We start from the raw sequence: 25,028 nt of genomic DNA, 5'->3' as shown, positions 1-25,028 counted from the left end.
TATGTTAGAAAAGCTTAAACAAGAAGTGTACGACGCTAACATGCTGTTACCTAAGTACAACTTAATTACCTTTACCTGGGGTAACGTGAGTGGAATTGACCGTGAAAAAGGGTTGTTTGTCATCAAACCATCTGGTGTTGATTACGATGACCTAAAACCTTCAGATATGGTCGTCGTTGATTTACAAGGTAAAAAAATTGAAGGTGATATGAATCCTTCGAGTGATACGGAAACGCATCGGATTCTATATAACAACTTCCCTAATATTAAAGGGGTTGTTCATACGCATTCACCTTGGGCCGTTTCATTTGCACAAGCAGGGTTAGATATCCCGGCCGCCGGGACAACGCACGCAGATACATTTTATGGCTCAGTTCCAGCAAGTCGTATCATGAATGAAGCCGAAGTTGTGACAGAGTACGAAAAACAAACAGGTGATGTAATCGTTGAGACGTTTAAAAAACGAAACCTCGATCCAGATCAAATTCCAGCTGTGCTAGTTAATGATCATGGCCCATTTACGTGGGGAACATCGGCTTCGGATGCTGTGCACAATGCGGTTGTTTTAGAAGAGGTTGCAAAAATGACTTATCATTCATTGCAATTAAATCCGCACGCAATTGATATGCCACAATATTTATTGGATAAACACTTTTTAAGAAAACATGGTAAAAATGCTTATTATGGTCAAATTAAACATTAGTATACGATTTTAAAAAATAAGAAACTATTAGGAGGAATTATATTATGTTAAAAGTTAGTGAAAAAGAATTTTGGTTCGTTGTTGGTAGTCAAGGTTTATACGGTCAAGACGTTTTAGACGTTGTTAAGAGCGATGCAGAAAAAATCATTGAGAATTTAAATGCCAGTGGTTCACTTCCATACAAAATTATTTTTAAAGAAGTCGCAACAACTGCTGAAGTCATTACTCAAATTATGAAAGAAGCAAACTTTGAAGATAAAGTTGCGGGTGTGATTACTTGGATGCATACATTCTCTCCCGCTAAAAACTGGATTCGCGGAACAAAATTATTACAAAAACCATTATTGCATTTAGCAACACAATTTGGTGAAAATATTCCTTGGTCAACAATTGATATGGATTACATGAATACTAACCAAAGTGCCCATGGGGATCGTGAATATGGCTTCATTAATGCACGTCTTCAAAAACACAATAAAATTGTTGTTGGTTACTGGAAAGATGAAAAAGTTCAATCACAAATTGCTGACTGGATGGATGTTGCCGTAGCTTACGGCGAAAGTTTCAACATTAAAGTTGCTCGTTTTGGCGATAATATGCGTAATGTTGCCGTTACAGACGGTGATAAAGTTGAAGCACAAATCAAATTTGGCTGGACCGTTGATTACTTTGGTATTGGTGATTTAGTTGCTGAAATGAAAGAAGTAACGGATGCTGAAATTAACGCAACCTACAAAGAATGTGAAGGCATGTACGATATGGTCGTTGGTGATAATGATCCTGCATTCTTTGAAGATCATGTTAAAGAACAGATTAGAATTGAAATTGCTTTACGCAAATTTATGGAACGTGGCGGATACACGGCATTCACATCTAACTTCGAAGATCTTTGGGGCATGAAACAATTACCAGGGATGGCCGTTCAACGCTTGAACGCCGAAGGTTATGGATTTGCTGGTGAAGGTGACTGGAAGACTGCCGCAATTGATCGCTTAATCAAAATTATGGCACACAATAAATTAACGGGATTCATGGAAGATTACACATATGATTTACGTGCAGGCCATGAAGAAATCCTTGGTTCACATATGCTTGAAGTTGATCCTACATTGGCTTCAACAAAACCTCGTGTGGAAGTACATCCATTAGGAATTGGTGACCGTGAAGACCCAGCTCGTTTAATTTTTGATGGTTCAGATGGTCATGGTGTTGTTATTTCAATGTCTGATTTTGGTACTGAATATAAATTACTCATCAATTCAGTTGATGGGTCAAAACCAGAAGTTGAGGCACCTCACTTACCAGTAGCTCGTCAATTATGGGTTCCAGAACCCGGTTTCCATGAAGGTATCCACTCATGGATTGAAAATGGTGGTGGTCATCATACTGTTATTTCAATGAATGTTAAGGAACAACAAGTTGTTGATCTTGCTAAAATGTTTGATGTTGAGTATGTTGAAATTAAGAAATAATTAATGTTAGTAAAAAAATCATTATAAAGTATAACGAAAGAAACCATCCTTCAGGGATGGTTTCTTTCGTTATACTTTATAAATTTGTAGTGATATCCTGTTATGCTTAAATATAAGACCCTGGTTTTGTTTTACTTTGCATTGCAATACCGAAATCTGTAAAAATTCTTTTTGGTAAATTATTTCCTAATTCTTCTGCGATATGATGTGCCAAAATTTGAAAAGGAATAATTGTAAATAATGGTGCTTTAAATTCATCGACGCTTAAATCTAGGCCAATTGTTCTATTATTAGTTGACTTGTTTAAAGTAATTGTAAAGTAGTTTTCAACATAATTTTTTTCATACTCTTTCAATCTTAGTAGTCGATCATTAACAGGTGAATTTGTTTCAATATAAAATAACTGATGGTTCTTGTTTATTTCAAAATAGGGACCATGCATGAATACTTCAATATCCATTCCTTGACTAGGGACGCGGACTGTTTCGGAAAATTTTGTTTGCATTTCAAGTGCTGTACCTATTGCTGATCCACAACATAAAGCCGTATAACGACTGGCTTTTATAAGTTCAGACTTCCATGCATTAAAGAATATCTCCGTTTTGTTGATAATATCACTGATTTTATCAATTGCATTTGAAAATTCCAATAATTCTTTATTTTCTTTTTCAACAGATATTGTATTTGTTACTGCAGCTGTTTTAAGACCTAATAACATTAATCTTAAAATAGTAACAGAAAAACCTTTAGTAACGTATCCAATTTTTTCTTCACCACTTTGAAGATCAATAACTTCATCAACTACTTCTGTAATTTCACTATTTATATTATTTGTTAATGCCATCAAATGAACAGTGTTGTCGTTAATTCTGATATGTTTAAGTGCTTCTATTGTAGAAGTGCTTTCACCACTTTGAGAAACACCAATTACAACATCAATAGTGGGGCGTAATTTTTCATAATACTCAAATTTAAAAGGTTCCTCAATGGAAATATAGACGTCACAAATACTTTCAATATAGTATTTTGCGCTGTAAGCGGCGTTAAGACTTGAACCCGTTGCTAATATCAACCATTCTTTACCTTTGATAGGTTTCGTATTTATATGGTAATCACGTAGGATACTACTTAAAATAGGTTGTTCTTCGTTAATATAAGTCATCATCGTTAAATTATTTTCAGTCATATTAGATTCACCTTTCTGTTTATGGTAACGTTCCCATAAACCATAATATAATAGTGTTCACTTTTTTGCAAGCGTTTTATATGCGTTGTTTAAATTAAGTTGACTTACTTTTTTAATTACCAGATAATGGTTCTATAATTAAAGGAATATTGGTGATAAAGATGACTAAAAATATAACTATTAAAGATATAGCGAAATATGCGGCAACATCCATAAGTACCGTTTCTAGAGTTTTAAATAATGATCCCAATGTGGCAAATTCTACAAGGGAGAGAATCAAAGCTGTAATTAAAGAAATGAACTATACTCCAAGTATGTTAGCTCGTGGTATGATTTCAAAAAAAACAAATATGATTGCTGTTGTGGTCTCAGATATTACAAATCCTTATTTTAATCAATTTATTGCTTTTTTAGAACAACAATTTTTAGAACATGGGTATACGTTATCGTTATTTGATACACAGAGTGCAAATAAAAAAGATTCAAAAAAAGCATTAAAAATAGAAATTGATATTTTTAATCAAATTCAAAAAAATAACTATGATGCGGTTCTAATCCTAGGTGGTTTAATAGATAAATTAGAAGTTAATGAAGATTATTTGGATACGTTAAAATCGGTTGCCGAAAGAACACCTGTAGTAGTAGTCGGACGAAAAAAAATGGACATGCTTAAAAATGTAATTTTTATTCAAAGAGATCAAACTATTTCGACTAATCTGATAACCAAGCATCTTGTTAAAGAAAATTACAAAAAAATTGTTTTTATTGGTGGTACAAAAACAGATTGGATTACAAAAGACAGAGTAAATACATTTGTTAAAGTGACATCCGATAAAAATGTTGTACTTAATAATAATTTTTATGCAAAAAATGGGTACGAAGGTGTGTCATATTTAGTAGATAATAGTATCGATTTTGATGCAGTTCTTGCTATTAATGACCAAGTTGCTCAGGGGGTGCTCAGAGGGATTTTAGATATGTTGGGAACTGATGCGAGAAAAGGGGTAGCTAGTTGTGAATACTTCACAGATAACGAATATAATACGCCACGAATAACTTCGGTTGATCACAATATTGAACAGCTCTCTAAGAATACGACTTCTGTGTTGATGAATCTTTTAAATCAATCTGATTCAAAAAATGATATGGTACACAATGTTACCCCAAAATTAATATTAGGTGAATCTTTATAGCACAAAATAAAAAACTTCATTTCGAAGAGTAGACCAAATAATATTGGATTACTCATTTGAAATGAAGTTTTTTTTAATCAATAAGAGTCGTTATTTAAAATATTTATTAAGGAAGACGGCAATTCCATCATTGATATTTGATTCAGTTACATAATCTGCATATTTTTTAACTTCATCAGAAGCATTTTTCATGGCCACGCTAACACCTGAATGTTGGAACATTTCAATATCATTTTGGCCATCTCCAAAACTAATAATTTGGTCTGTTGGAATATGATAAAAATTTTTTAAATGGTGAATAGCGTATGCTTTATTAACGTTTTTAGCAGTAATTTCAATATTATTAGAACTGGAAGAGGAGAGAGAAATATCTTGAGATGCTTCAAGTTCAGTTTTAATACTTTTAAGAATCTTAGGGTTTTCATCCATAATTAAAATTGCATTTATAATTTGACCTTGATGGGTTAATAAATCATCAAGGTTCTTAATTTGAATATGTTGAGTTTTATCTTGTACGGCTAAACGTTGCTGATCATTATTGTTGAAATATGAGGGCAATGTCAATGTATAAAAGACATCCTTTGAAGTAAAAAAGAAAACGGGAGCTTTCTTATCAATACTTTGGTGATAAATTTCAGTTAATGCATTAGTAGACAGAGAAGCAGTATGGATAGTATCTCCTATTTCAAAGATACTACCATTAGATGCAACTTCGAGTGTTTCTGGACTAATTGATTTTGCGACTTGTCTTGCTGAAACCAGCATTCTACCAGTTGAAATATAGAAAATGTGGCCCTCTTTTTGATATTTTTTGATTGTTTCAATTGTTTTTTGTGACACAACATAATCGTTGTTAACGAGTGTGCCATCAATATCCATAAATATAAGATGTTGATTCATAATTTTAATCCTCCAATATTTTTAGAACCGCATGATTCGCGGATAACTAGTTCCGGTAAGTGCTGAGACATGTTTTCAGGAAGTATCTCTGTAGTATCTAAATAAAATAATAAAGTTGTTAAAGCAACTTGAGCTAAATCGTGATTGTGTTGGTTAACATTAGTGATACGTGGTGTCTGGAAATCCGCATCTGGGAATGCATCGCAGCTGACAATAGCGATATCTTCAGGACAAGATAAGTGGTAATCATTTAGAGCACGGAACGCACCTAAGGCAACTTGGTCATTCATTGCCACTAGAGCTTTAGGTAAAATATTTTTTTCAATTAAAAGTTTAATTGCTTGGTAACCATCCTTTGCATAGTAGTCATTTAAAATAATTGTTTCTTCATTGACAGACGAATATAAAGAGAGGATCTCTTTGAAAGCCTTAACTCGCTCTGTGGTGATCTTAATCTTAGGTTCGCCACCAATAAAACCGATATCTCGATAACCTAAAGATAATAAATGCTGAGTTATTAAGGTAACGCCATATTTTAGATTTCTGTCTATAAAATGACAATTTACGCCATTTTGGTATTGGCCAATAACAACGACTGGAATAATAGAATTTAAATGGTTTAATGCGGTTAAATAACTTTCGGAAAGATCTTCTTTATCAATATCACCACCTAAAATAAATATACCATCAACTTGTTTCTCTAAGATGGATTTAAAAACACTTATTTCAATTGAATCTTTGGTTTCCACTTTACGATTGCCAGCAGACATTGTATTGAACAGTAAAATCGAATAATTTGATTGATTAGCAATTAACTCAATTTCAGAAATTAAATCTGTAAAGTAAGGATTATTAATATCTGGAGCAATAATAGCTAAGGTATGGGTTCTTTTAGAGACCATGCTCCGTGCAACCATACTAGGCTGATAATCATTTTCGTGAATAACGGCTTGAATTTTTTCACGTTTTTCGTTAGATACGGAAGGACTATTATTTAAAACGCGAGAAACAGTTGATATAGAAACACCGCTTCGTTGAGCAATTTCTTTGATGGTTAAATTTTTATGAGTCATGAAATAATCCTCTCGTAATCTTTTATAATCATAGTGTAAACAATAATAATAAAAAAAGCAATAAAATTGGTATCGATACCAAACGTTTAATAAAAGTATTGACAACGTTTTCATAATAGTGTTAAATAATTGGCATAGAGGAAATTTAAGAATGGAGTGTTGATAATGATTGATACAATATTAGCAGTAGATTTAGGAGGAACTAAATTATTAATTGGTGAAGTAACGCAATCTGGTGAAATACTTTCACAAGTTAAAGCATCATCAGATGTAACATCTCAGAGGGTGGCAATAAATGCTATTAAAAAGGCAGTACAAATATATTTAAAAACTGCGGTAAGAAAAGGAAATATTATCGGTATTGGTATCGGTATGGTTGGAAGGATGGATACTGAAAAAGGAATTTGGTATGAAATTCATCCAGAACTTGCTGATGAAATTAATGTAAGACGAGAATTTTCTGAATTTACAGAAATTCCAGTTTTTATAGCTAATGATGTATATTGTGCTACATTAGCAGAATTGTTACTCGGATTTGGTACCGATACCAAATCGTTTGTTTACATGAATATTGGAACGGGTATTGCAGGACGTATTGTTGATAAAGGGAAAGTCATGGTTGGTAATCACTTTGATTCAGGGGAAATTGGGCACATGGTTGTAGATATGAATAGCAATTGGAAGTGTATTTGTGGTCGGAAAGGGTGTGTGGAGCCTATCTCTTCAGGGCTTGGGATGCATAATCAAGCGGTTCGATTTAAAGATGAATTTCCAGATACAATTATCTTATTTGTAGAAGGTCAGCGGGTTGGTGCAAGAGAATTAATGGACGGGTATGAAAAGCAAGATGAACTTTCCAAAAAGGTAATTAACCAATCCTTAAAAGGATTAGCTACATTAATTATGAATATGGTTCGTGTGTCTGATCCAGAAGCTATTATTTTAGGTGGTGGTGTTATGAGTAGTGGTTGGATGTTAGAAAGACTAGAACCTCTATTGGATAAAAAGACAATGCGTTTTGTAAAAAAAGGCGTGCACGTGACTAATCTGGATTCAAGTACAATTGCACTAAAAGGTAGTGCAATGCTAGGTTTTAAAAATGTGAAGGAGTAGATTGAAATGACTTTATTATCAAAAGAAATATTGAACAGTAACATATTACATCAACCATTACCAGTTCATGATGAACAATCATATGAAACATTAGAGTTAAAAAAAAGCAATGTAGGAATTGAAAAGATTATTTTTGATCAAAACCATTCTGTATTATGGAAACATGAAGGACGTGGTGCGTTAATTAAGGATACATCGACTGCTGGATTTATTGCTGATAGTCGATATGATTCGTGGGCGAAAGGTGCGCCAAAAGATGGAGATTACGTTAATTTTGGTGAAGCAAAGATAATAACTGAATTTAATCGTTCAGATTGGTCTGAATATAATCAAATTTCATTTGAAATTTTGGCATCATGTAAAAATATGATTAATCCTAATGTTACAGTATCTTTTGTAAATGATGGAACTATTAAAATTCCTGATATTTATGATCGTGAAGGGTATCACGTGATTAATTTAAAGGGTGAAGATTGGCATACATATGTTCTTGATTTAAGTAATTTACCTCGAGAAGCCATCATGAGTATGGCTATAGCGAGTGGTGCAAATGGGTCGTATATGAATTTACCTGGCAAACTGTCTTATCAAATTAGAAATATTAAATTACAAAAAAACAATTTAATTAGTCATGCAAAAGGTTGGAAAGCGTCATCTAACGAATTAATATATTCACATATTGGCTATCAAACTACGTCGGAAAAAAAGTCTATTTTATGGTCACCCAAAGATCAGTACGCTGACTTTCAGCTTATTGATGTTACGACTGGGAAAGTCGTTTATGATGGGAAATCTATTTTAAAAAAGGAAATCGTTGGAAATTATCGTATTTTTGATTTTACTGATTTTACGAATGAGGGATTATTCGTTTTAGAAACGGCGGGATTGAAAACAGATCCATTTACAATTATGGCCTTTGATAAACTTTATGGTGACTCTATTTGGAGGTCATTGAATTTTATTTATTGTGAACGGTGCGGATGTCCTGTTTCAGGTATTCATGGCACATGTCATGAGGATGTAGTCGCAACATTTGAGAATGAAACAATAACGTTCAATGGTGGCTGGCATGATGCAGGAGATTTGTCACAACAGCTCATTCAATCGGCAGAGCTGACCCTAAATATTATTGAAATGTCTGAACAGTATCGTGAATCTGACCCAATGTTGAGCCGACGTTTACTGGAAGAAGGCGAGTGGGGAATTGATTTTATTTTAAAAACACGATTAGCAAATGGATTTCACGTCACCAGTGCGGGAATTACACGTTGGACAGATAACCATGTTGGAAACATGGATGATGCACAAGCACGTATTGGAAATCACGCGTACGATAATTTTTTACTGGCTGGTATTCTTGCAAAAATTGGTAATTTGTTGCCTGATCAACATTCATTAATCGAAAAAATAACAGATGTCGCTCAAGAAGATTATGAGTTTGCACAAACAAAATTTGAAATTAGTCCCTACGTACATGAACCAGTTTTTTGGGAACACACTTACAATATGTCTAATAGTCTATTTGCAGCAACAATTTCATGGGCAAGTTCAATGTTATATCAAAGAACTAAGATAAAAAAATATGCTGATGAAGCAACGCGTTTCATGGATGTCATGTTGGATTGTCAAGAAGTCGTTGGAATAGATCTTTTTGACGGTAAAAAGTTACAAGGAATGTTCTATAGGGATGCAGGTAAGAAAATTTTCCAACATTTTAATCATCAATCTCGTGAAAGTATGTACGCTATGGCATTAGAAGGAATTATAATTTCTCAATCAAAAAGTAAATTAGTTGATGATTGGAAAAAAAGTGCGGTTTTACTTGGTTCATACTATAAATATTTGAAAGAATTTACACAACCTTACGATATGTTTCCAAGTGGTGTATATCAAATGGAAGAATATCAAGATCAGGAAAGTTTTAATCGTCAACACTTATTGGTTGGGGAGTCCGCTAAGGAAGAGTATCAAATTCAGTTAAAGAATGCCGTTAAAATTGGACAGAATTTATATATTAAACGTTTTCCGGTATGGTTTTCATTTCGCGGAAATAATGCCATTATTTTATCTGCTGGACGAGCATCTGCAATTTTAGGTAATTTACTGCAAGACCAGGGTTTAACTGATATGGCGGCTGGACAATTGCAATGGATGGTAGGTAAAAATCCCTTTAATCAATCGATGGTCTATGGGGAAGGACATAATTTTGCACAACAATATACGGTATCATCCGGTGAAATGGTTGGTGAAATGCCTGTCGGAATGCAAACATTTGGGAATGAAGATGAACCTTACTGGCCACAATTTAACAATGCAACGTATAAAGAGGTTTGGGTTGGAAATGCCGGTAAATGGATGGGACTATTATCAGATCTTTTAAAAACCGAAAAGAGGGCAAGTAAATGAAAGATAAATTTGTAGAAAAATTAACTACATTTGCAAATAAGTTAGCAATGAATAGATATATTGGTGCCATTCGTGACGCATTTGCCAGTACAATTCCAATTACGATTGTTGCAGCTTTTTTCTTGTTAGTTAACAATGTATTTTTACAGCCAGAGACAGGACTTTTACGTAATATTCCGGGACATGAATTGATGTTTGAAATTGGGACACAGGCCTATAATGGAACATTAGGCATTTTAGGGCTACTTGTAACCTTTTTAATTGGTTACCGTTTAGCTAAATCACTAGGTGCTGACGGTGCACTTGAGAGTATTGTTGCGGTTGCTTGTTACATTACTGTTGTTCCAAATGCAGTTAGCGTTTTAACAACATCGGGTAAAACAGTAACTACAACAGCCGTTTTGACACAAACATATACAAGTGCCTCAGCAATGTTACTTGGAATTATTGCTGCACTTGTCGGAACAAAATTACTGGTCACGTTAAGTAATATTGACAAAATTAAAATAAAAATGCCGGATACAGTTCCACCGGCAATTGCAAAATCATTTAATAGTTTAGTTCCATCATTTTTAGTTATTTCTATTTTTGCATCTTTTGAAGTTATTTTACGCCATATGACGGGGTTAACAGTTCCTGAAGTTGTTGTCAGAGTTCTACAAGCTCCTCTTGTTGGTGGTTTTCAAACGTTACCAGGTATTCTTTTCTACGTCTTTTTATCAACGTTAGTTTTTGTGTTTGGTATTCATGGCGCATATGTTTTTGGAGCTATTTCAGGCCCTATTTTATTAACATCGTTACAACAAAATATTGATGCGGTTAATGCAGGGCATGTTGCACCTAATATTGTTACGCAACCGTTCTTAGATGCCTATATTTACATGGGTGGTGGTGGAACAATGATTTGTTTAATTATTGCATTGTTTATAGGATCAAGAAGAAAAGATGAACGCTTAATTGCCAGCATTGGTGGACTACCAACATTATTTAATATTAGTGAGCCGTTAATGTTCGGACTACCAATCGTTTTTAATCCAATTTATGCAATCCCATTTGTAATTACGCCAATGGTAGGTACGGTTATTGCCTATACGGCAACTGCGTTAGAGTTAGTCTCACCGACTTATATCTTAATTCCATGGGTGACCCCCCCTATTTTATCGGGCTACCTAGCAACAGCTGGAGACTGGAGAGCGCCGCTGATGCAAGTTGTTATTATTGCAGTTGGTGTTGTAATCTATTTACCATTTGTACTCGCTTCAAATCGTGCCGCAAGTGAAGAAAATAAAATGTAGTAAATTTTTGAAAGATGTTGCCATTTGGTAACATCTTTTTTAGTTAACACGGTAGAGCAGCTAAGATGGTTGGCAAACAAAGTCATTCAAAGGTGATAATAACTCTGGGAGAACGTGAAGACGCATCTGAATCGAAGGAATTGAAAGACTAGTTTTAGGTAATAATATTGTCGCTGTTAATATTATTGGTCTAGTGATGCGCATTTTGGAGCAGTTATCATTATATTGGTCATCTTTAAACATGTCGCAATGGTAAATCAACTCTCATCGTAAGCCGTTCAACGGGGAGATGGATTTTTGAATTAAGTATTAAAAAATGAGTTGATAAATTTATTTTAAGAAATAATCAACATAAATAAAATCCCGTAACTACACTTGTAATTGAGTAGTTACGGGATTTTTAGTTTATTTTATAAGGCGTTATCAACAATACTTTCAAGTGTCGTTGTTGAAGGGATGAAAAATAAATTCCCTGTTTCAGCTGTACTGAAATCTAACAAACGGTCACTTTTACTTTCGAACATATTAATTAACATTCTGTTGGTTACCGCAAAATGACGTGCGTAGCCAATGAAGTATGTTCCTGTAATGTCTTTACCGGGTTCTGAGAAAGGTACATTCATGCGGACAATTTTATGTTCGATGCCGTCCTTCATATCTTGTGATGCAACGTTATGAGAATTTGGTAACTTCTCTTCATCAGCTAGTTCCAAATCAGAATCTTTCTTACGGCCAATTGCTTTTTCTTGGTCTTCCGTTTTTAAGGCATTCCAAGCAGTCATATCATGGCGATATTTTTGAGCAAAGGCATAAGAACCGTTTGTAAATTCAGGATCTTCATCGCCAATTACAGCGTAATCTAGCGCTTCATTTACGTCTGGATTTTCAGTTCCATCGATGAAACCAATGACGGCGCGACCTTCGAAGTAACGGAAGCCATGTGTTTCGTCTTCGACGGTTGTAGCGTCTTTAATGAAAAGCATAAATTGAGCCATAACTTCGTAGACAACTGCACTTTCGCCAGCCCGAACGTGGAAGAATAAATCACCTGGTGTTGAAATTGCTGTATATTTTGGACCCACAATTTCTTTAAAGCGGATGAGTTCCATAGGTTTGATGGCATCTGGGAAAAGATAATCCCAAGCGTCTGAACCAAACCCGAAAGCGACCTTTAAAGCGGCTTTTGGATAACGAACGTTCATACTACGAATGATTGCTGGAATTCGGTCAGCTAATTCTTGAACGGCTGCTAATTCAGCTTTTTGATCCTTGTGATTTAAGTTTAAAATTGTAAAATTGACGTTTTCGCCTACATCTTTATATACATCCTGTGTTAATTTTTCAGTGACTGTCATAAGTCATGCCTCCTATAAATTAATTTTCTTTAACGATAACAACCATCTTACCAGCGGTACGAGGTAAATCTAATTGTTTATGAGATTCAATAATATCAGTTAAAGTAAATTTGTACTTCTTGGCAATTTTAATTTCTAATTCATCTTGCATCATTAAATCTGTTAAGAATTTTAATGCATCATTATCTTTTAGTTCTTTAACACTCTCAACTTGGTAGTAATCTGCAAGAGGTTTTTCTTTTTGCATATCTTCAGTTGGAACGTTAATGAGCGAAACCATTCGGCCGTTTGGTTTTAAGGCTTTAACGCCAACTTCGCTAGCACGGCCACCGAGTGTTGCATCAACAACGATATCGGCCATGTCTTTAAATGTTTCGCCAGGATTTTCTTTATCGTAAGCGCTATACTGGTCGGCCCCTAATTGACGGACGTAGTCTTCGTTAGCACTCGAACCGCTAGCAAGAACCGTTAGTTCCATTAGCTTAGCAAGTTGAACTAAAACCATACCGACACTTCCAGATGCACCCTCGATAAAAATCGTTTCGCCGGCTCTTGCTTTTGCAAAGAACGTTAAAATATTATACGCAGCAATACCAGGCGTTGGTAAACCAGCAGCCTCAGCGAGCGTAATGTTGTCAGGTCGGATAGCAATGTGAGACGTAAATGCGATAAGTTCTTCCGCATATCCCCCAAAACCTTTGTGCACGACAACGGCATCCCCAACACTAAAATTGTCCACTTTATCACCAATCTCAGTAATAATCCCAGTTACATCGCCACCGGGCACAATTGGAAACGGTAGAGGCATAGAATCTTTCATGTAACCAGCACGTAGAATTGCTTCAAACGGGTTGATCCCAATGGCTTCAATTGAAACCCTAACTTGTTTTGATTTAAGTTCCGCTACCGGTTCGATTTGTAATTCTTCAAACACGTTTGCGTCACCATATTGGTTAAAACCAAATGCTTTCATAAGTGTAAGCCCCCTTTAAATTAAATAATGCTGTTACTAGCTATAATGTACCATAATTAGAAATAAAAGGCTTACAAAAAGCGCCAAAATAATAATTAAATATATTTTGCACAATCTATTTGACAAGGCGACGCTTAGGATGTAGAATATCCATATTGATAAATGTTAGCGTTTCCAAAAAATAATCAAAAGAAAGAAAGTGAGTTATTTGGAAAAATATATTTTAGCTATCGACGAAGGAACCACTAGTACCAGAGCCATTATATTTGATCATAAAGGTCAAAAAGTATCAGATGCGCAGCGCGAATTTCCACAATATTTTCCTCAACCTGGTTGGGTTGAACATAACGCGAACGAGATATGGAATGCAGTCTTATCTACAATCGCAAATACATTTATTGATTCCGGGATTAAACCTAAACAAATAGCAGGGGTTGGGATTACAAACCAACGTGAAACAACGGTTATTTGGGATAAAAAAACGGGATTACCCATTTATAACGCAATCGTTTGGCAATCACGACAAACGGCAGATATTGCAGAACAATTAAAGCAAGAGGGTTACGGCGATTTAATTCACGAAAAGACAGGATTGTTAATCGATGCATATTTCTCAGCAACTAAGATTCGTTGGATTTTGGATCACGTTGACGGCGCTCAAGAAAGAGCCGAAAAGGGTGAGTTACTTTTTGGGACTATCGATACATGGTTAACTTGGAAGTTATCAGGGGATGAAACACATGTAACTGATTATTCTAATGCTAGTCGTACAATGTTATTTAACATTCATGATTTAAAATGGGATGAAGAAATCTTAAAAATTATGAATATTCCGGCAATTATGTTGCCAGAAGTTAAATCAAATTCTGAAGTTTACGGACATACAAAAGATTATCATTTTTATGGTAGTGAAGTCCCTATTTCAGGAATGGCGGGCGATCAACAAGCCGCATTGTTTGGTCAAATGGCTTTTGAACCAGGAATGGTTAAAAACACCTATGGAACGGGTTCATTTATCGTCATGAATACGGGAACAGAACCAAAATTATCTAAGAATAACTTATTGACAACAATCGGTTATGGGATTAATGGCAAAGTCTATTACGCCTTAGAAGGAAGTATCTTCGTTGCTGGATCAGCAATTCAATGGTTAAGAGATGGGATGCGTTTGGTGGAACATGCGCCGGATACAGAACAGGCAGCTAAGGACTCAACGAATGATAATGAAGTTTACGTTGTTCCGGCATTTACTGGATTAGGGGCACCTTATTGGGATCCCGATGCACGAGGTTCTGTCTTTGGGATTACTCGTGGAACAACGCGTGAAGATTTCATTAAAGCAACGTTGCAATCATTAGCTTACCAAACTAGGGATGTTGTGAGAACAATGGAATTAGATACAGGAATTAAAATTCCGTTGTTAAAGGTTGATGGTGGCGCGGCTAAAAATGATTATCTGATGAATTTCCAAGCGGATATTATTAATACACCAATTGAACGTGCACATGATCTTGAAACAACTGCTTTGGGTGCAGCATTTTTAGCTGGACTAGCTGTTGGTTATTGGAAAGATCTAGATGAACTCAAAGCTGAGTATACTGAAGGTGACGTCTTTAAACCAACGATGCCAAAAGAAGAAAGCGAAGATTTATATGCTGGTTGGCAACAAGCGGTTGAAGCAACAAGAGTTTTCAAACACAAACCAATGAAGAAAAACAATAAATAAGGGGGATACGACTATGTCATTTTCAGCAACGTCAAGAAAACAAGATATTGAACGATTAAAGAATGAAGAATTAGATTTATTAACAATTGGTGGTGGTATCACTGGTGCCGGAGTTGCGATTCAAGCAAGCGCAATGGGATTGAAAAACGGATTAATCGAAATGCAAGATTTTGCTGAAGGAACATCATCTCGATCAACAAAATTAGTTCATGGTGGTATTCGTTATTTGAAGACATTTGATGTTGGAGTTGTTGCAGATACTGTTCAAGAACGTGCAGTTGTTCAACATATCGCACCACATATTCCACGTCCACAATCAATGTTGTTACCTATCTACGATGAACCTGGTGCAACTTTTGATATGTTCTCAGTTAAAGTTGCCATGAATTTATATGATCAATTAGCAGGCGTTGTTGATCCTCAATGGGTTAACTACACGATTTCTAAAGCAGAAGTTTTACAACGCGAACCTCAATTGAAATCAGATAAATTAATGGGTGGTGGTGTCTACCTTGATTTTAAAAACAATGACTCACGTTTAGTTATTGAAAACATCAAAAAAGCACATGAAGATGGCGGATTGATGGTTAGTCGTATTAAAGCTTTAGATTTATTACATGAGAACGGTAAAATTACCGGTGTTCACGTATTAGATTTATTGACTAACGAAGAATTTGATATTCATGCTAAATATGTTATCAATACAACAGGTCCATGGTCTGACTTTATCCGTAAGATGGATACAGATGAAGACTTTGTCCCACAAATGCGTCCTACAAAAGGGGTTCATTTAGTTGTTGATTCTAAAAAATTGAACGTACCACAACCAACGTATTTTGATTCTGGTAAACAAGATGGTCGTATGATCTTCGTTGTGCCAAGAGAAGATAAAACATACTTTGGAACAACAGATACTGATTTCCATGGTGATTTTGAACATCCTCGCGTAGAACAAGAAGATGCTGATTACTTACTTGATATTATTAACGAACGCTACCCAAGTGCTAACGTTAAAATTAGCGATATCGAATCGAGTTGGGCTGGATTACGTCCATTAATTTCATCAAACGGAAGCTCAGATTATAATGGTGGAAACTCAGGTAAAATTAGTGAAAAGAGTTTCAACGACGTTATTGATGTTATCAAACGCTACGAAAAAGAAGAAGTCACTAAAACTGATGTTGAAGATATCTTGAATGATTTGGAAAGTACACTTTCTGAAGATAAAGTTAGTGCTTCACAAGTTTCTCGTGGAAGTTCATTAACTGTTTCAAAAGATGGTTTATTAACATTAGCTGGTGGTAAAATTACGGATTACCGTAAGATGGCTGCTGGTGCAATGGCCACAATTACGAAGTTATTGAAAGATAACTATAGCCAAGAATTCAATCCAATTGATTCAAAGAACTTACCTGTTTCAGGTGGGGATATTGATCCTAACAACGTTGAAGCAACGATTAGTTTCTTTGCAAAACAAGGAATGGATAACGGTTTAACTGAAGAAGAAGCAACATTGTTTGCTAATTTATTCGGATCAAATGCAGCTCGCGTATTCAGCCAAATGTCACATGTTAAAGCATCAGAAGGATTATCTTTAGGTGAAATGGCAAGTCTTCATTACTCAATGGAAGAAGAAATGACGCTAACACCAACTGATTACTTGATGCGTCGTACGAACCACATTCTTTTCCATCGTGATACATTAGATGCTGTTAAAGTTGGCGTAATTAACGAAATGGCAAGCTTCTATAGCTGGACTAAAGAAGAAAAAGCAAAACAATCTGCAGATTTAGACGCAACAATTGCAGAATCAGACATGAGTTACTTAAAATAATCATTTAAGGTAGGGGTGAGTATGATGACAACAGATCTTACAACGCAACTTTTGGGTGAGTTTTTAGGCACAATGATTTTAGTGTTACTAGGTAATGGGGTTGTTGCTGGCGTTTCGTTACGTAAGTCAAAAGCTGAAGGTGCCGGTTGGATTGCCATTACATTAGGTTGGGGTATTGCCGTAACCTTAGGTGTTTATGCGACGGCCTTCATGGGGCCAGGACATTTGAATCCAGCTGTGACTTTGGCAATGGCAATGGTTGGTAAAATTGCTTGGGCTTCTGTGTTACCTTATATGGTTGCACAAGTTGCCGGCGGTATTGTCGGTGCCTTTCTTGTGTGGGTTCAATACATGCCACATTGGAAAGAAACACAAGATTCCGCTGCAATTCTTGGATCATTTTCAACGGGTCCAGCAATTAGAAGTTATTTCAATAACTTTATTAGTGAATTAATTGGGACATTCGTCTTAGTTTACAGTTTATTAGCATTTACAAAGGGCAACTTCACGGATGGTTTAACACCAGTTGTTGTCGGTATCTTAATTGTTGGTATTGGTCTTTCACTTGGAGGATCAACAGGATACGCAATTAATCCGGCTCGTGATTTAGGCCCGCGTATTGCACATGCTATTTTACCAATTGCGAATAAAGGTGGATCTGATTGGGCTTATAGTTGGGTACCAATCGTTGGACCATTTGCCGGTGCAATGGTAGCTGCATGGTTATTCATGGCTGTGGCATAGATTAATTAAGCACTTATTACTGATTTAATTTAAATAATTAATACCTTTTAAAAGTTGAGATTTTGACAAACTTTTAAAAGGTATTTTTTTGTTGAGAAGAGAAGGCTATTTTCCTTTTAAAAATAAACTGAAAACCGATTGAATATTGATAAATTATGCGTTATAATAATTTTTCAATCGTAAATATACGAATAGATTAAGCATAATAAAGGATGTGTAACAGTGACTGTATCTTACTTAAGACTGGCAACGCCAGAAGACTTACCAGCAATTACAGGAATTATTGAGGAAGCAAAGGCTTACCTTAAGGAACAAGGGATTGACCAATGGCAAGGTGCCTACCCGGCGGCGAACCATTTGGAACAAGATATTAAAGATGAATTAACATATGTTTTAATGGTTGGCGATGAAATTGCAGGAACTGCTGCACTTTGGTTGGGAATCGATCCTATGTATCTTCATATTGAAGGCGGAGAATGGATTAATGGCCCAGAAGCTCGTTACTCGGCCATTCATCGTGTTGCTGTATCTTCAAAATTTAGAGGACAACGTTTATCAGAAAAAATGATTTCTGGTCTTTTAACAATTGCTAGATCATTAGGATACAAAGATGTCCGTGTGGATACGCATCCTGAGAATAAAGGGATGCAACACGTTATCACGTCAAATGGTTTTGATTATAAAGGTATCATTCACATGGAAGATGGCGACAACTCAGAACGATATGCTTACCAAATTATTTTAAAATAAGATATTTTAAATCTAACAGTATTGGAAGAAATTCCAGTACTGTTTTTATTTTAATTAAAATTTAGTTGTATCTTGAAAAATTGTGCGCTACAATAATCAACAATCTTGTTTCAACCAATATCTAAAAAAGGGAGTGTAACAGTGACCGCATCTTATTTAAGGCTGGCAATGCCAGAAGATTTATCAGAGATTACAAGAATTATTGAAGAAGCAAAGGCGTATCTTAAAGAACAAAAAATTAATCAATGGCAAGGTTCCTACCCAGAAGCTAAACAATTAGAACAAGATGTTAAAGATGAATTGACGTATATTTTAATGGTCGGAGACAAAATTGCAGGAACTGCTGCACTTTGTCCGGGTATTGAGCCCATGTATCTTCATATTGAAGATGGTGAGTGGGTTAATGGCACTGAAGCACATTATGCTACTATTCATCGTGTTGCTATTCCTACAAAATTTAGAGGCCAAAATTTAGCAACAAAGACGATTTCTTGTCTCTTAACAACCGCTAGATTATCAGGTTATAAGGATATTCGAGTTGATACAAATTCAGAAAATAGAGGGATGCAACATATTATTGAAACGAATGGTTTCGAGTATAAAGGAATTATTCGGACCCCAGATAGTGATGAAGCAGAACGACATGTTTATCAAATTATTTTAAAATAAGGTGTTCAAGACGATAAATAAATTTGTCGTCTTTTTCTTTGCAAAAAAATCGACAAATTTAATTTTGATAGGGTATACTAAGACCAATCAATATGAAGGAGGGATTTTTTGATTTCAACAGCAACGACTTTAGCAGGTTCTAATTTTGACAATTGTATGATGAACGCATCGGGTGTTTATTGTATGGATAGTGATGAATTACTTGCCGTCGAAAATTCTAAGGCAGCAACTTTTGTAACAAAGAGTGGCACGCTTCAACCACGCAAGGGTAATCCAGAACCTCGTTATTTTGAGACTGAGTTTGGTAGCATTAACTCGATGGGTTTACCAAATAATGGCGTTGATTATTATTTAGATTTTGTCTCTCAAGATCAGATAAACCATCCTGGTAAAACGTACTTTTTATCAATTACGGGGTTTAATCTGGCAGAAGATCTCGAGTTACTTCAAAAAGTAACTGATTCAGATTTCGCAGGGGTTGTTGAATTAAATTTATCTTGTCCTAATGTTCCGGGGAAACCACAAACCGGATACGATTTTGAAACGGTTGACGCTATTTTAAAAGCGGTTTTTGACGCTTATCATAAACCACTGGGTGTTAAGTTACCGCCATATTTTGACATTATTCATTTTGATCAAATGGCAGAAATTTTAAATAAGTATCCCTTATCATATGTGAATAGTATCAACAGTATTGGTAATGGATTGTATATTAATGATGATACAGAAACAGTCGTTATCAAGCCTAAACAAGGTTTCGGTGGCATTGGTGGTGAATATGTGAAACCAACGGCTTTAGCTAATGTGCATGCGTTCTATCAACGGTTAAATAAAGATATTCAAATTATCGGAACTGGTGGTATTCAAACTGGTAAAGATATCTTTGAACACATTCTTTGTGGCGCAAGCATGGTTCAAGTTGGTACAGCCTTAATGGTTGAGGGCCCAGTTATTTTTGAACGACTGACTGCTGAGCTTGAAGCAATTATGGCAGAAAAAGGTTACACTAGTATTGAGGATTTTAGAGGAAAATTAAATTATTTGTAAATACGATTTAGACTACATCATAACTAGTCTGTAATAGTCGAATCAAGAAGGTTAGCAATTAAAAGGTATGTAGAAATTAGATCAGAAATCTAAATTTTGCATGTCTTTTTTTAACTCAATGAAATTTTGAGAGTGAATTAACGTATATTATGAGATATATTTTAGCGGACCGATGATAAAAAATATTTAATTGTGATTATGCTAGAAAAAAAGGGTTAATTAATTTATAAATACAGTCTGATTAGTGTAATTAAATAAGAGAGCGAATGAGGCAAATCGACATTCGGTAAAAATTAAAATGAAAGCGTTGACAAAAAAAGATACCGAATATATAATAGGGTAATGGTTAGTTTGATAAATTAACTAACTGGCAGAGTTTTTTTAAATGGTAACAAATTAGGAGGATTTAGTACCAGTACAAAAGTTTGAATATGTGATGTGAATTAAAAGATTAATTTACATCTTGAAATGACATTAATTTGATTAAGAAAGGAGTGCAGGTATGTTTTTTGAAGAGAAAGGTAAACTTGTAAGGCGGTACGATGAAGAAACTGTTTGGATTGTACCCTGGGGTGAAAATAGTTTGAGGATATTATCTTCTCCTGAAGGTGAATATCCTGATGAAGAGGGGGCGCTCACGGAAGACATAAAAGATTTATCTTCTTTTGTGGTCATTAATATTCGTGAAGACGGGGCGGAAATTAAGAATGGAAACATATCAGCTTACGTTAATAACAGAAACAAAATTATTTTTAAAAATCAAGAAGGTAAAATACTTCTCGAAGAATATATACGACAAAGAGCGGTTAAGCATGATACTGGAAGTGAAGATGCTAATTTCGAAGTAATGAAAGCATTTAATTCGACGCTTAAATTAAAGTCAAGGGAGTTTGTATCACAAATTGGGGGCGATTATTCTTTAACAACGAGATTTGTTTCCAATCCAAATGAAAAAATATTTGGTATGGGACAATATCAACACGATTTTTTAAATTTAAAAAATACTGTACTTGAATTAGCACATCGGAATTCTCAATTGAGTGTTCCATTTTACATCTCGAGTTTAGGATATGGATTTCTTTGGAATAATCCGGGTATTGGTAAAGTTTCGTTTGCTAAAAATATTACAGAATGGTATTTGCAATCCACTACGCACTTAGATTATTGGATTACAGCCGGGGGAACGCCGGCCCAAATTGAGGAGAGCTACGCCAATGTCACGGGAAAGGTTCCCACAATGCCAGATAACTTATTGGGTTTGTGGCAAAGTAAACTAAGATATCAAACGCAAGACGAATTGATGGGTGTTGCCAGAGAATATGATAGTAGGGGCATTCAACTATCATCCATAGCGGTTGATTATTTTCATTGGCCAGAGCAAGGTGAATATAAATTCGATGATCGATATTGGCCTGATCCAAAAGCGATGGTCGATGAACTAAAAAAAATGGGTATTGAACTAAATGTTTCAATATGGCCAACTGTATCAACTGAGACAGAGAGATACCAGGAGTATTTGGAAAAAGGTTATCTGGTAAAGGTTAATCGTGGGGTTAGAACCACAATGCAAACTCAAGGAAATACCATTTTTATGGATGCGACAAATGAAGAAGCACAAAAATATGTATGGGGTTTAATTAAAAATAATTATGTTGATTATGGTATTAAAAATTTTTGGATAGATGTTGCGGAACCAGGCTATGCAGTTTACGATTTTGATAATTATCGTTATAAAAAGGGAACCAATTTGCAAATAGGAAATTTGTATCCGGTTGGGTACTTAAAAATGGTATACGATGGATTAGAGGCGGAAGGACAAGGGTCTGTAGTAAGTTTAGTCAGGGGCGCTTGGGCGGGAGCACAAAAATACGGAGCGTTAGTGTGGTCTGGTGATATCGATTCCAGTTTTGAGGCATTTAGAAACCAAGTAAATACGGGATTAAATATGGGGATTGCAGGGATTCCATGGTGGACAACTGATATAGGGGGATTCCATGGTGGTAACCCTAATGACACAGAATTTAGAGAATTAATGGTTAGATGGTTCCAATACGCAACATTTTCTCCCATTTTAAGAATGCACGGAGATAGACAGCCACATACTAAGGCATTAGGAGTTGATGGCGGGGGTAAAATGGTTAGTGGCGGACCAAATGAAATTTGGTCGTACGGACAAGAAAATGAAAAAATATTTATGAAATATGTTTTCATTCGAGAAAAATTAAAATTATATATTAGTAATTTGATGAAACAAGCGCATGAAAAAGGGACACCACTGATGAAACCTTTATTTTATGACTTTTATAAGGATAGTCTTTCGTGGGATGTAGATAACACATATATGTTTGGAGATGACTTATTAGTGGCTCCAATAATGGAGTATGAACAAAGAGAGCGATTAGTGTATCTTCCTGAAGGTAGTCAATGGATTAGCACATTAAACGGTGAAACGTACAATGGCGGAAAAAGTTATAACGTTTCTGCAGACTTGGATGAAATACCCGTATTTGTTAAGCACAATAAAAATAAAGATTATCAAAATAATTTAATTAATATATTCAGGGAGGAAGGAAATGTATAAAATTGTTATAGTAAGCCACGGTACCCTGGCAGAAGCTTTTTTTGAAACATTAAAATTATTTTCGCCTGAAATTAGTGGCGTTTATACCGTAGAACTTGATAATAAAGGAATTAATATCTTTGAAAAAAGAATAGATATATTGATCGAAAAAATCAAAAATGATAACGTTTTAGTTTTTACGGATTTATTCTATGGCACGCCATTCAATGTATTATCAAAAAAAATTAATAGTTTTAAAGGTGATAAAGAAATTGTAGCAGGCGTTAATTTACCGGCTTTAATGGAGGCAATGTTGCAAAGGAACCAAATGACCATTTCGGAAATTATTCCGTTGATAAAACAGGCAAATAAAGCAATTTTATTAACTGAAAAATTAACTAATGAAGTAAATGATGATGATGAGTAATGATAAAAAGGGGGAAAAATAATGGAAGTACAAATTTGGCAAATGGTATTAGTAATTCTATATGGATTTTTTATAAATTATGAAAAAAATAGTACTATGTTTAGTACTTATCAACCGGTTACGGCGGGGTTGGTGGTAGGATTGATAATGGGGGACATGACTACTGGTTTATTCATCGGAGGGACTTTACAATTGATGTCCCTTGGGATAAGTAATTTTGGAGGGGCATCTATTCCGGATTATCAGACTGCAAGTATCGTTGCAACATTTATTACAATTACAACTGGACAGGCTGCAAGTTTGGGAATTACGATTGGAATTCCGGTTGCATTATTAATGGTTCAATTTGATGTTCTCAGACAAGCGGCAGGTATTTATTTAGTGCATAGAGCCGAAAAATCGGCCGAAAATGGTGATTACAGGAAAATTTCTTCAATGCAAATGATTGGTGTTGTTTTAACGGTGGCTACAACAGGTATTCCAGTCTTATTGGCAGTTGTATTTGGGCCTAAGTTGGTTAATGCAATATTAGCATATACTCCTGAATGGCTTACAGGAGGACTAACGGTTGCGGGGGGGTTACTTCCGGCCGTCGGTATTGGTTTGTTATTACGTTACCTACCAGCAAAAGAATATATAAGTTATCTAATAGTTGGATTCGTATTGGTATCATACCTTAAGATTCCATTACTTGGCGTGGCATTATTAGGTGCCGCAGTTGCTCTAATTAACTTTAAAAATGGATCTAAAACGGTTTCGAACCAAGTAGAGGGAGGTATGGATGAAGATGAGTAAAAATGATAAAGTCGTAAGTAAAAAAATTAGATATAGCGTTTTATGGAGATGGATATTTACTAACAGTGTCTCATCGAATTATGAAAAAATGCAGGCTTTAGCATATTGTTATGCTATGCTTCCATTTTTAAAGGTTGTTTATAAAGATAATCCCGAGGCATTGAAGGCGTCTGTAAAAAACCATTTACAATTCTTCAATACAAATCCATGGATTGCGCCTTATATATTGGGGGTAAACGTGGCTATGGAGGAAAAGAGACAGGGCGCGGAAGCTAATGAGGCAATTGCTTCTATTAAAACTGGATTGATGGGGCCAGCGGCCGGCGTGGGTGATAGTTTATTTGTAGTAATTCCATGGACTATATTTGGAGCAATTGCCGCAAATATGGCCATTGATGGAAGTCCAGTTGGAGTTTTTCTCTGGATTGCAGTAAGTATAGGAGTGAAATTATTAAGTTTTCCATTATTTAAATCTGGTTACGTATCCGGGACAAAATTAATAGAAAATTTAGATAAAAGTTTAAAAACCTTAACGGAAAGTACCGCAATTTTAGGATTAACCGTAATAGGGGCTTTAATTCCTTCGGTGGTTAAAGCAAATGTCGCGTTTAAATTTAAACAGGGTAATTTCTCGATGACCGGACAAGAAGTACTTAATCAAATTATGCCGGGGTTGATTCCGGCGGCCGTAGTATTTGGTGTATATTTTGCCTTGAAAAAAAATGTTAAACCGGTTACCTTGATTCTTATCGTGATGGTATTGTCAATTGTTTTATATGTTTTGAATATTTTAAAATAGGAGGTTAT

Annotated in this window: 21 protein-coding genes; 16 read left to right on the top strand and 5 right to left on the bottom strand. The window is 35.3% G+C overall.

From position 1 onward, the window contains the following. The first annotated feature begins 1 nt into the window (after position 1). Entirely contained in the window at positions 2 to 703 is a 702-nt protein-coding gene (locus N0K73_RS00675; protein ID WP_112250882.1) for an L-ribulose-5-phosphate 4-epimerase, read from the top strand. A gap of 44 nt (positions 704 to 747) precedes the next feature. Further along, a complete protein-coding gene (gene araA / locus N0K73_RS00670) occupies positions 748 to 2,175 on the top strand; it encodes an L-arabinose isomerase (RefSeq protein WP_057974061.1) in 1,428 nt (475 codons plus the stop codon). Positions 2,176 to 2,281: 106 nt separating this feature from the next. Here the strand turns inward: araA and N0K73_RS00665 are convergent, their stop codons facing one another. Continuing rightward, positions 2,282 to 3,361 carry an SIS domain-containing protein gene (locus tag N0K73_RS00665; protein ID WP_057974060.1) on the bottom strand — a complete coding sequence of 360 codons (1,080 nt, stop codon included), beginning with the start codon at positions 3,359 to 3,361 and terminating at the stop codon, positions 2,282 to 2,284. A gap of 161 nt (positions 3,362 to 3,522) precedes the next feature. Here N0K73_RS00665 and N0K73_RS00660 point away from each other — a divergent pair, with 161 nt between their 5' ends. Then, positions 3,523 to 4,554, top strand: coding sequence for a LacI family DNA-binding transcriptional regulator (locus N0K73_RS00660; protein WP_057974059.1), 1,032 nt, complete (start codon positions 3,523 to 3,525; stop codon positions 4,552 to 4,554). A 90-nt stretch (positions 4,555 to 4,644) separates the two neighbouring features. Here the strand turns inward: N0K73_RS00660 and N0K73_RS00655 are convergent, their stop codons facing one another. Continuing rightward, on the bottom strand, positions 4,645 to 5,454 hold the full coding sequence (locus tag N0K73_RS00655; protein ID WP_112250878.1) for a Cof-type HAD-IIB family hydrolase: 810 nt from the start codon (positions 5,452 to 5,454) through the stop codon (positions 4,645 to 4,647). Then, on the bottom strand, positions 5,451 to 6,527 hold the full coding sequence (locus tag N0K73_RS00650) for a LacI family DNA-binding transcriptional regulator (protein ID WP_057974057.1): 1,077 nt from the start codon (positions 6,525 to 6,527) through the stop codon (positions 5,451 to 5,453). Before N0K73_RS00650 ends, N0K73_RS00655 begins: the two co-directional genes overlap by 4 nt. Before the next feature lie 165 nt (positions 6,528 to 6,692). Here N0K73_RS00650 and N0K73_RS00645 point away from each other — a divergent pair, with 165 nt between their 5' ends. The 3 genes from N0K73_RS00645 to N0K73_RS00635 are packed head-to-tail and all read left to right on the top strand — an operon-like array spanning position 6,693 to position 11,341. Continuing rightward, positions 6,693 to 7,640 (top strand): ROK family protein, encoded by a 948-nt coding sequence (locus N0K73_RS00645; protein ID WP_112250876.1) that lies wholly within the window; start codon positions 6,693 to 6,695, stop codon positions 7,638 to 7,640. Between the two features lie 6 nt (positions 7,641 to 7,646). Next, entirely contained in the window at positions 7,647 to 10,046 is a 2,400-nt protein-coding gene (locus N0K73_RS00640) for a glycoside hydrolase family 9 protein (protein ID WP_284068591.1), read from the top strand. Further along, complete coding sequence (locus N0K73_RS00635; RefSeq protein WP_057974054.1) at positions 10,043 to 11,341, top strand: PTS sugar transporter subunit IIC; 1,299 nt, start codon at positions 10,043 to 10,045, stop codon at positions 11,339 to 11,341. The genes N0K73_RS00640 and N0K73_RS00635 overlap by 4 nt, the downstream gene beginning before the upstream one ends. Positions 11,342 to 11,751: 410 nt before the next feature. Here N0K73_RS00635 and N0K73_RS00630 read toward each other — a convergent pair whose 3' ends face one another. Further along, entirely contained in the window at positions 11,752 to 12,696 is a 945-nt protein-coding gene (locus N0K73_RS00630) for a Dyp-type peroxidase (protein WP_112250872.1), read from the bottom strand. A gap of 19 nt (positions 12,697 to 12,715) precedes the next feature. Then, positions 12,716 to 13,669 (bottom strand): NADP-dependent oxidoreductase, encoded by a 954-nt coding sequence (locus N0K73_RS00625; RefSeq protein WP_112250870.1) that lies wholly within the window; start codon positions 13,667 to 13,669, stop codon positions 12,716 to 12,718. A 208-nt stretch (positions 13,670 to 13,877) separates the two neighbouring features. On the opposite strand from N0K73_RS00625, the gene glpK reads away from it, so the two are divergent. From glpK to N0K73_RS00575, 10 genes are all read left to right on the top strand, one after another. Then, positions 13,878 to 15,395 (top strand): glycerol kinase GlpK, encoded by a 1,518-nt coding sequence (glpK, locus tag N0K73_RS00620; protein ID WP_057974051.1) that lies wholly within the window; start codon positions 13,878 to 13,880, stop codon positions 15,393 to 15,395. A gap of 13 nt (positions 15,396 to 15,408) precedes the next feature. Then, a complete protein-coding gene (glpO, locus tag N0K73_RS00615; RefSeq protein WP_057974050.1) occupies positions 15,409 to 17,229 on the top strand; it encodes a type 1 glycerol-3-phosphate oxidase in 1,821 nt (606 codons plus the stop codon). A gap of 24 nt (positions 17,230 to 17,253) precedes the next feature. Continuing rightward, positions 17,254 to 17,973, top strand: a complete 720-nt coding sequence (locus N0K73_RS00610) for an MIP/aquaporin family protein (protein WP_057974049.1) — start codon at positions 17,254 to 17,256, stop codon at positions 17,971 to 17,973. Positions 17,974 to 18,195: 222 nt separating this feature from the next. Then, positions 18,196 to 18,723: a GNAT family N-acetyltransferase gene (locus N0K73_RS00605; RefSeq protein ID WP_057974048.1), complete on the top strand. Its 528-nt coding sequence runs from the start codon at positions 18,196 to 18,198 to the stop codon at positions 18,721 to 18,723. 141 nt (positions 18,724 to 18,864) lie between these two features. Then, entirely contained in the window at positions 18,865 to 19,392 is a 528-nt protein-coding gene (locus N0K73_RS00600) for a GNAT family N-acetyltransferase (protein ID WP_112250868.1), read from the top strand. Between the two features lie 108 nt (positions 19,393 to 19,500). Further along, entirely contained in the window at positions 19,501 to 20,439 is a 939-nt protein-coding gene (locus tag N0K73_RS00595; RefSeq protein ID WP_112250866.1) for a dihydroorotate oxidase, read from the top strand. A gap of 502 nt (positions 20,440 to 20,941) precedes the next feature. Continuing rightward, entirely contained in the window at positions 20,942 to 23,020 is a 2,079-nt protein-coding gene (locus N0K73_RS00590) for a glycoside hydrolase family 31 protein (RefSeq protein ID WP_112250864.1), read from the top strand. Continuing rightward, complete coding sequence (locus N0K73_RS00585; protein WP_112250862.1) at positions 23,013 to 23,426, top strand: PTS sugar transporter subunit IIA; 414 nt, start codon at positions 23,013 to 23,015, stop codon at positions 23,424 to 23,426. The genes N0K73_RS00590 and N0K73_RS00585 overlap by 8 nt, the downstream gene beginning before the upstream one ends. A 21-nt stretch (positions 23,427 to 23,447) precedes the next feature. Further along, on the top strand, positions 23,448 to 24,221 hold the full coding sequence (locus tag N0K73_RS00580) for a PTS mannose/fructose/sorbose/N-acetylgalactosamine transporter subunit IIC (RefSeq protein ID WP_112250860.1): 774 nt from the start codon (positions 23,448 to 23,450) through the stop codon (positions 24,219 to 24,221). Beyond that, positions 24,208 to 25,020, top strand: coding sequence for a PTS system mannose/fructose/sorbose family transporter subunit IID (locus tag N0K73_RS00575; RefSeq protein ID WP_404825132.1), 813 nt, complete (start codon positions 24,208 to 24,210; stop codon positions 25,018 to 25,020). Before N0K73_RS00580 ends, N0K73_RS00575 begins: the two co-directional genes overlap by 14 nt. The last annotated feature ends 8 nt before the right edge of the window (positions 25,021 to 25,028 follow it).

The sequence above is a fragment of the Dellaglioa algida genome (assembly GCF_030127605.1).
Classification (GTDB): Bacteria; Bacillota; Bacilli; order Lactobacillales; family Lactobacillaceae; genus Dellaglioa; species Dellaglioa algida.
Note: the sequence above shows the minus strand (reverse complement) of the source record. Positions and strands in the feature narration are given on the sequence as shown.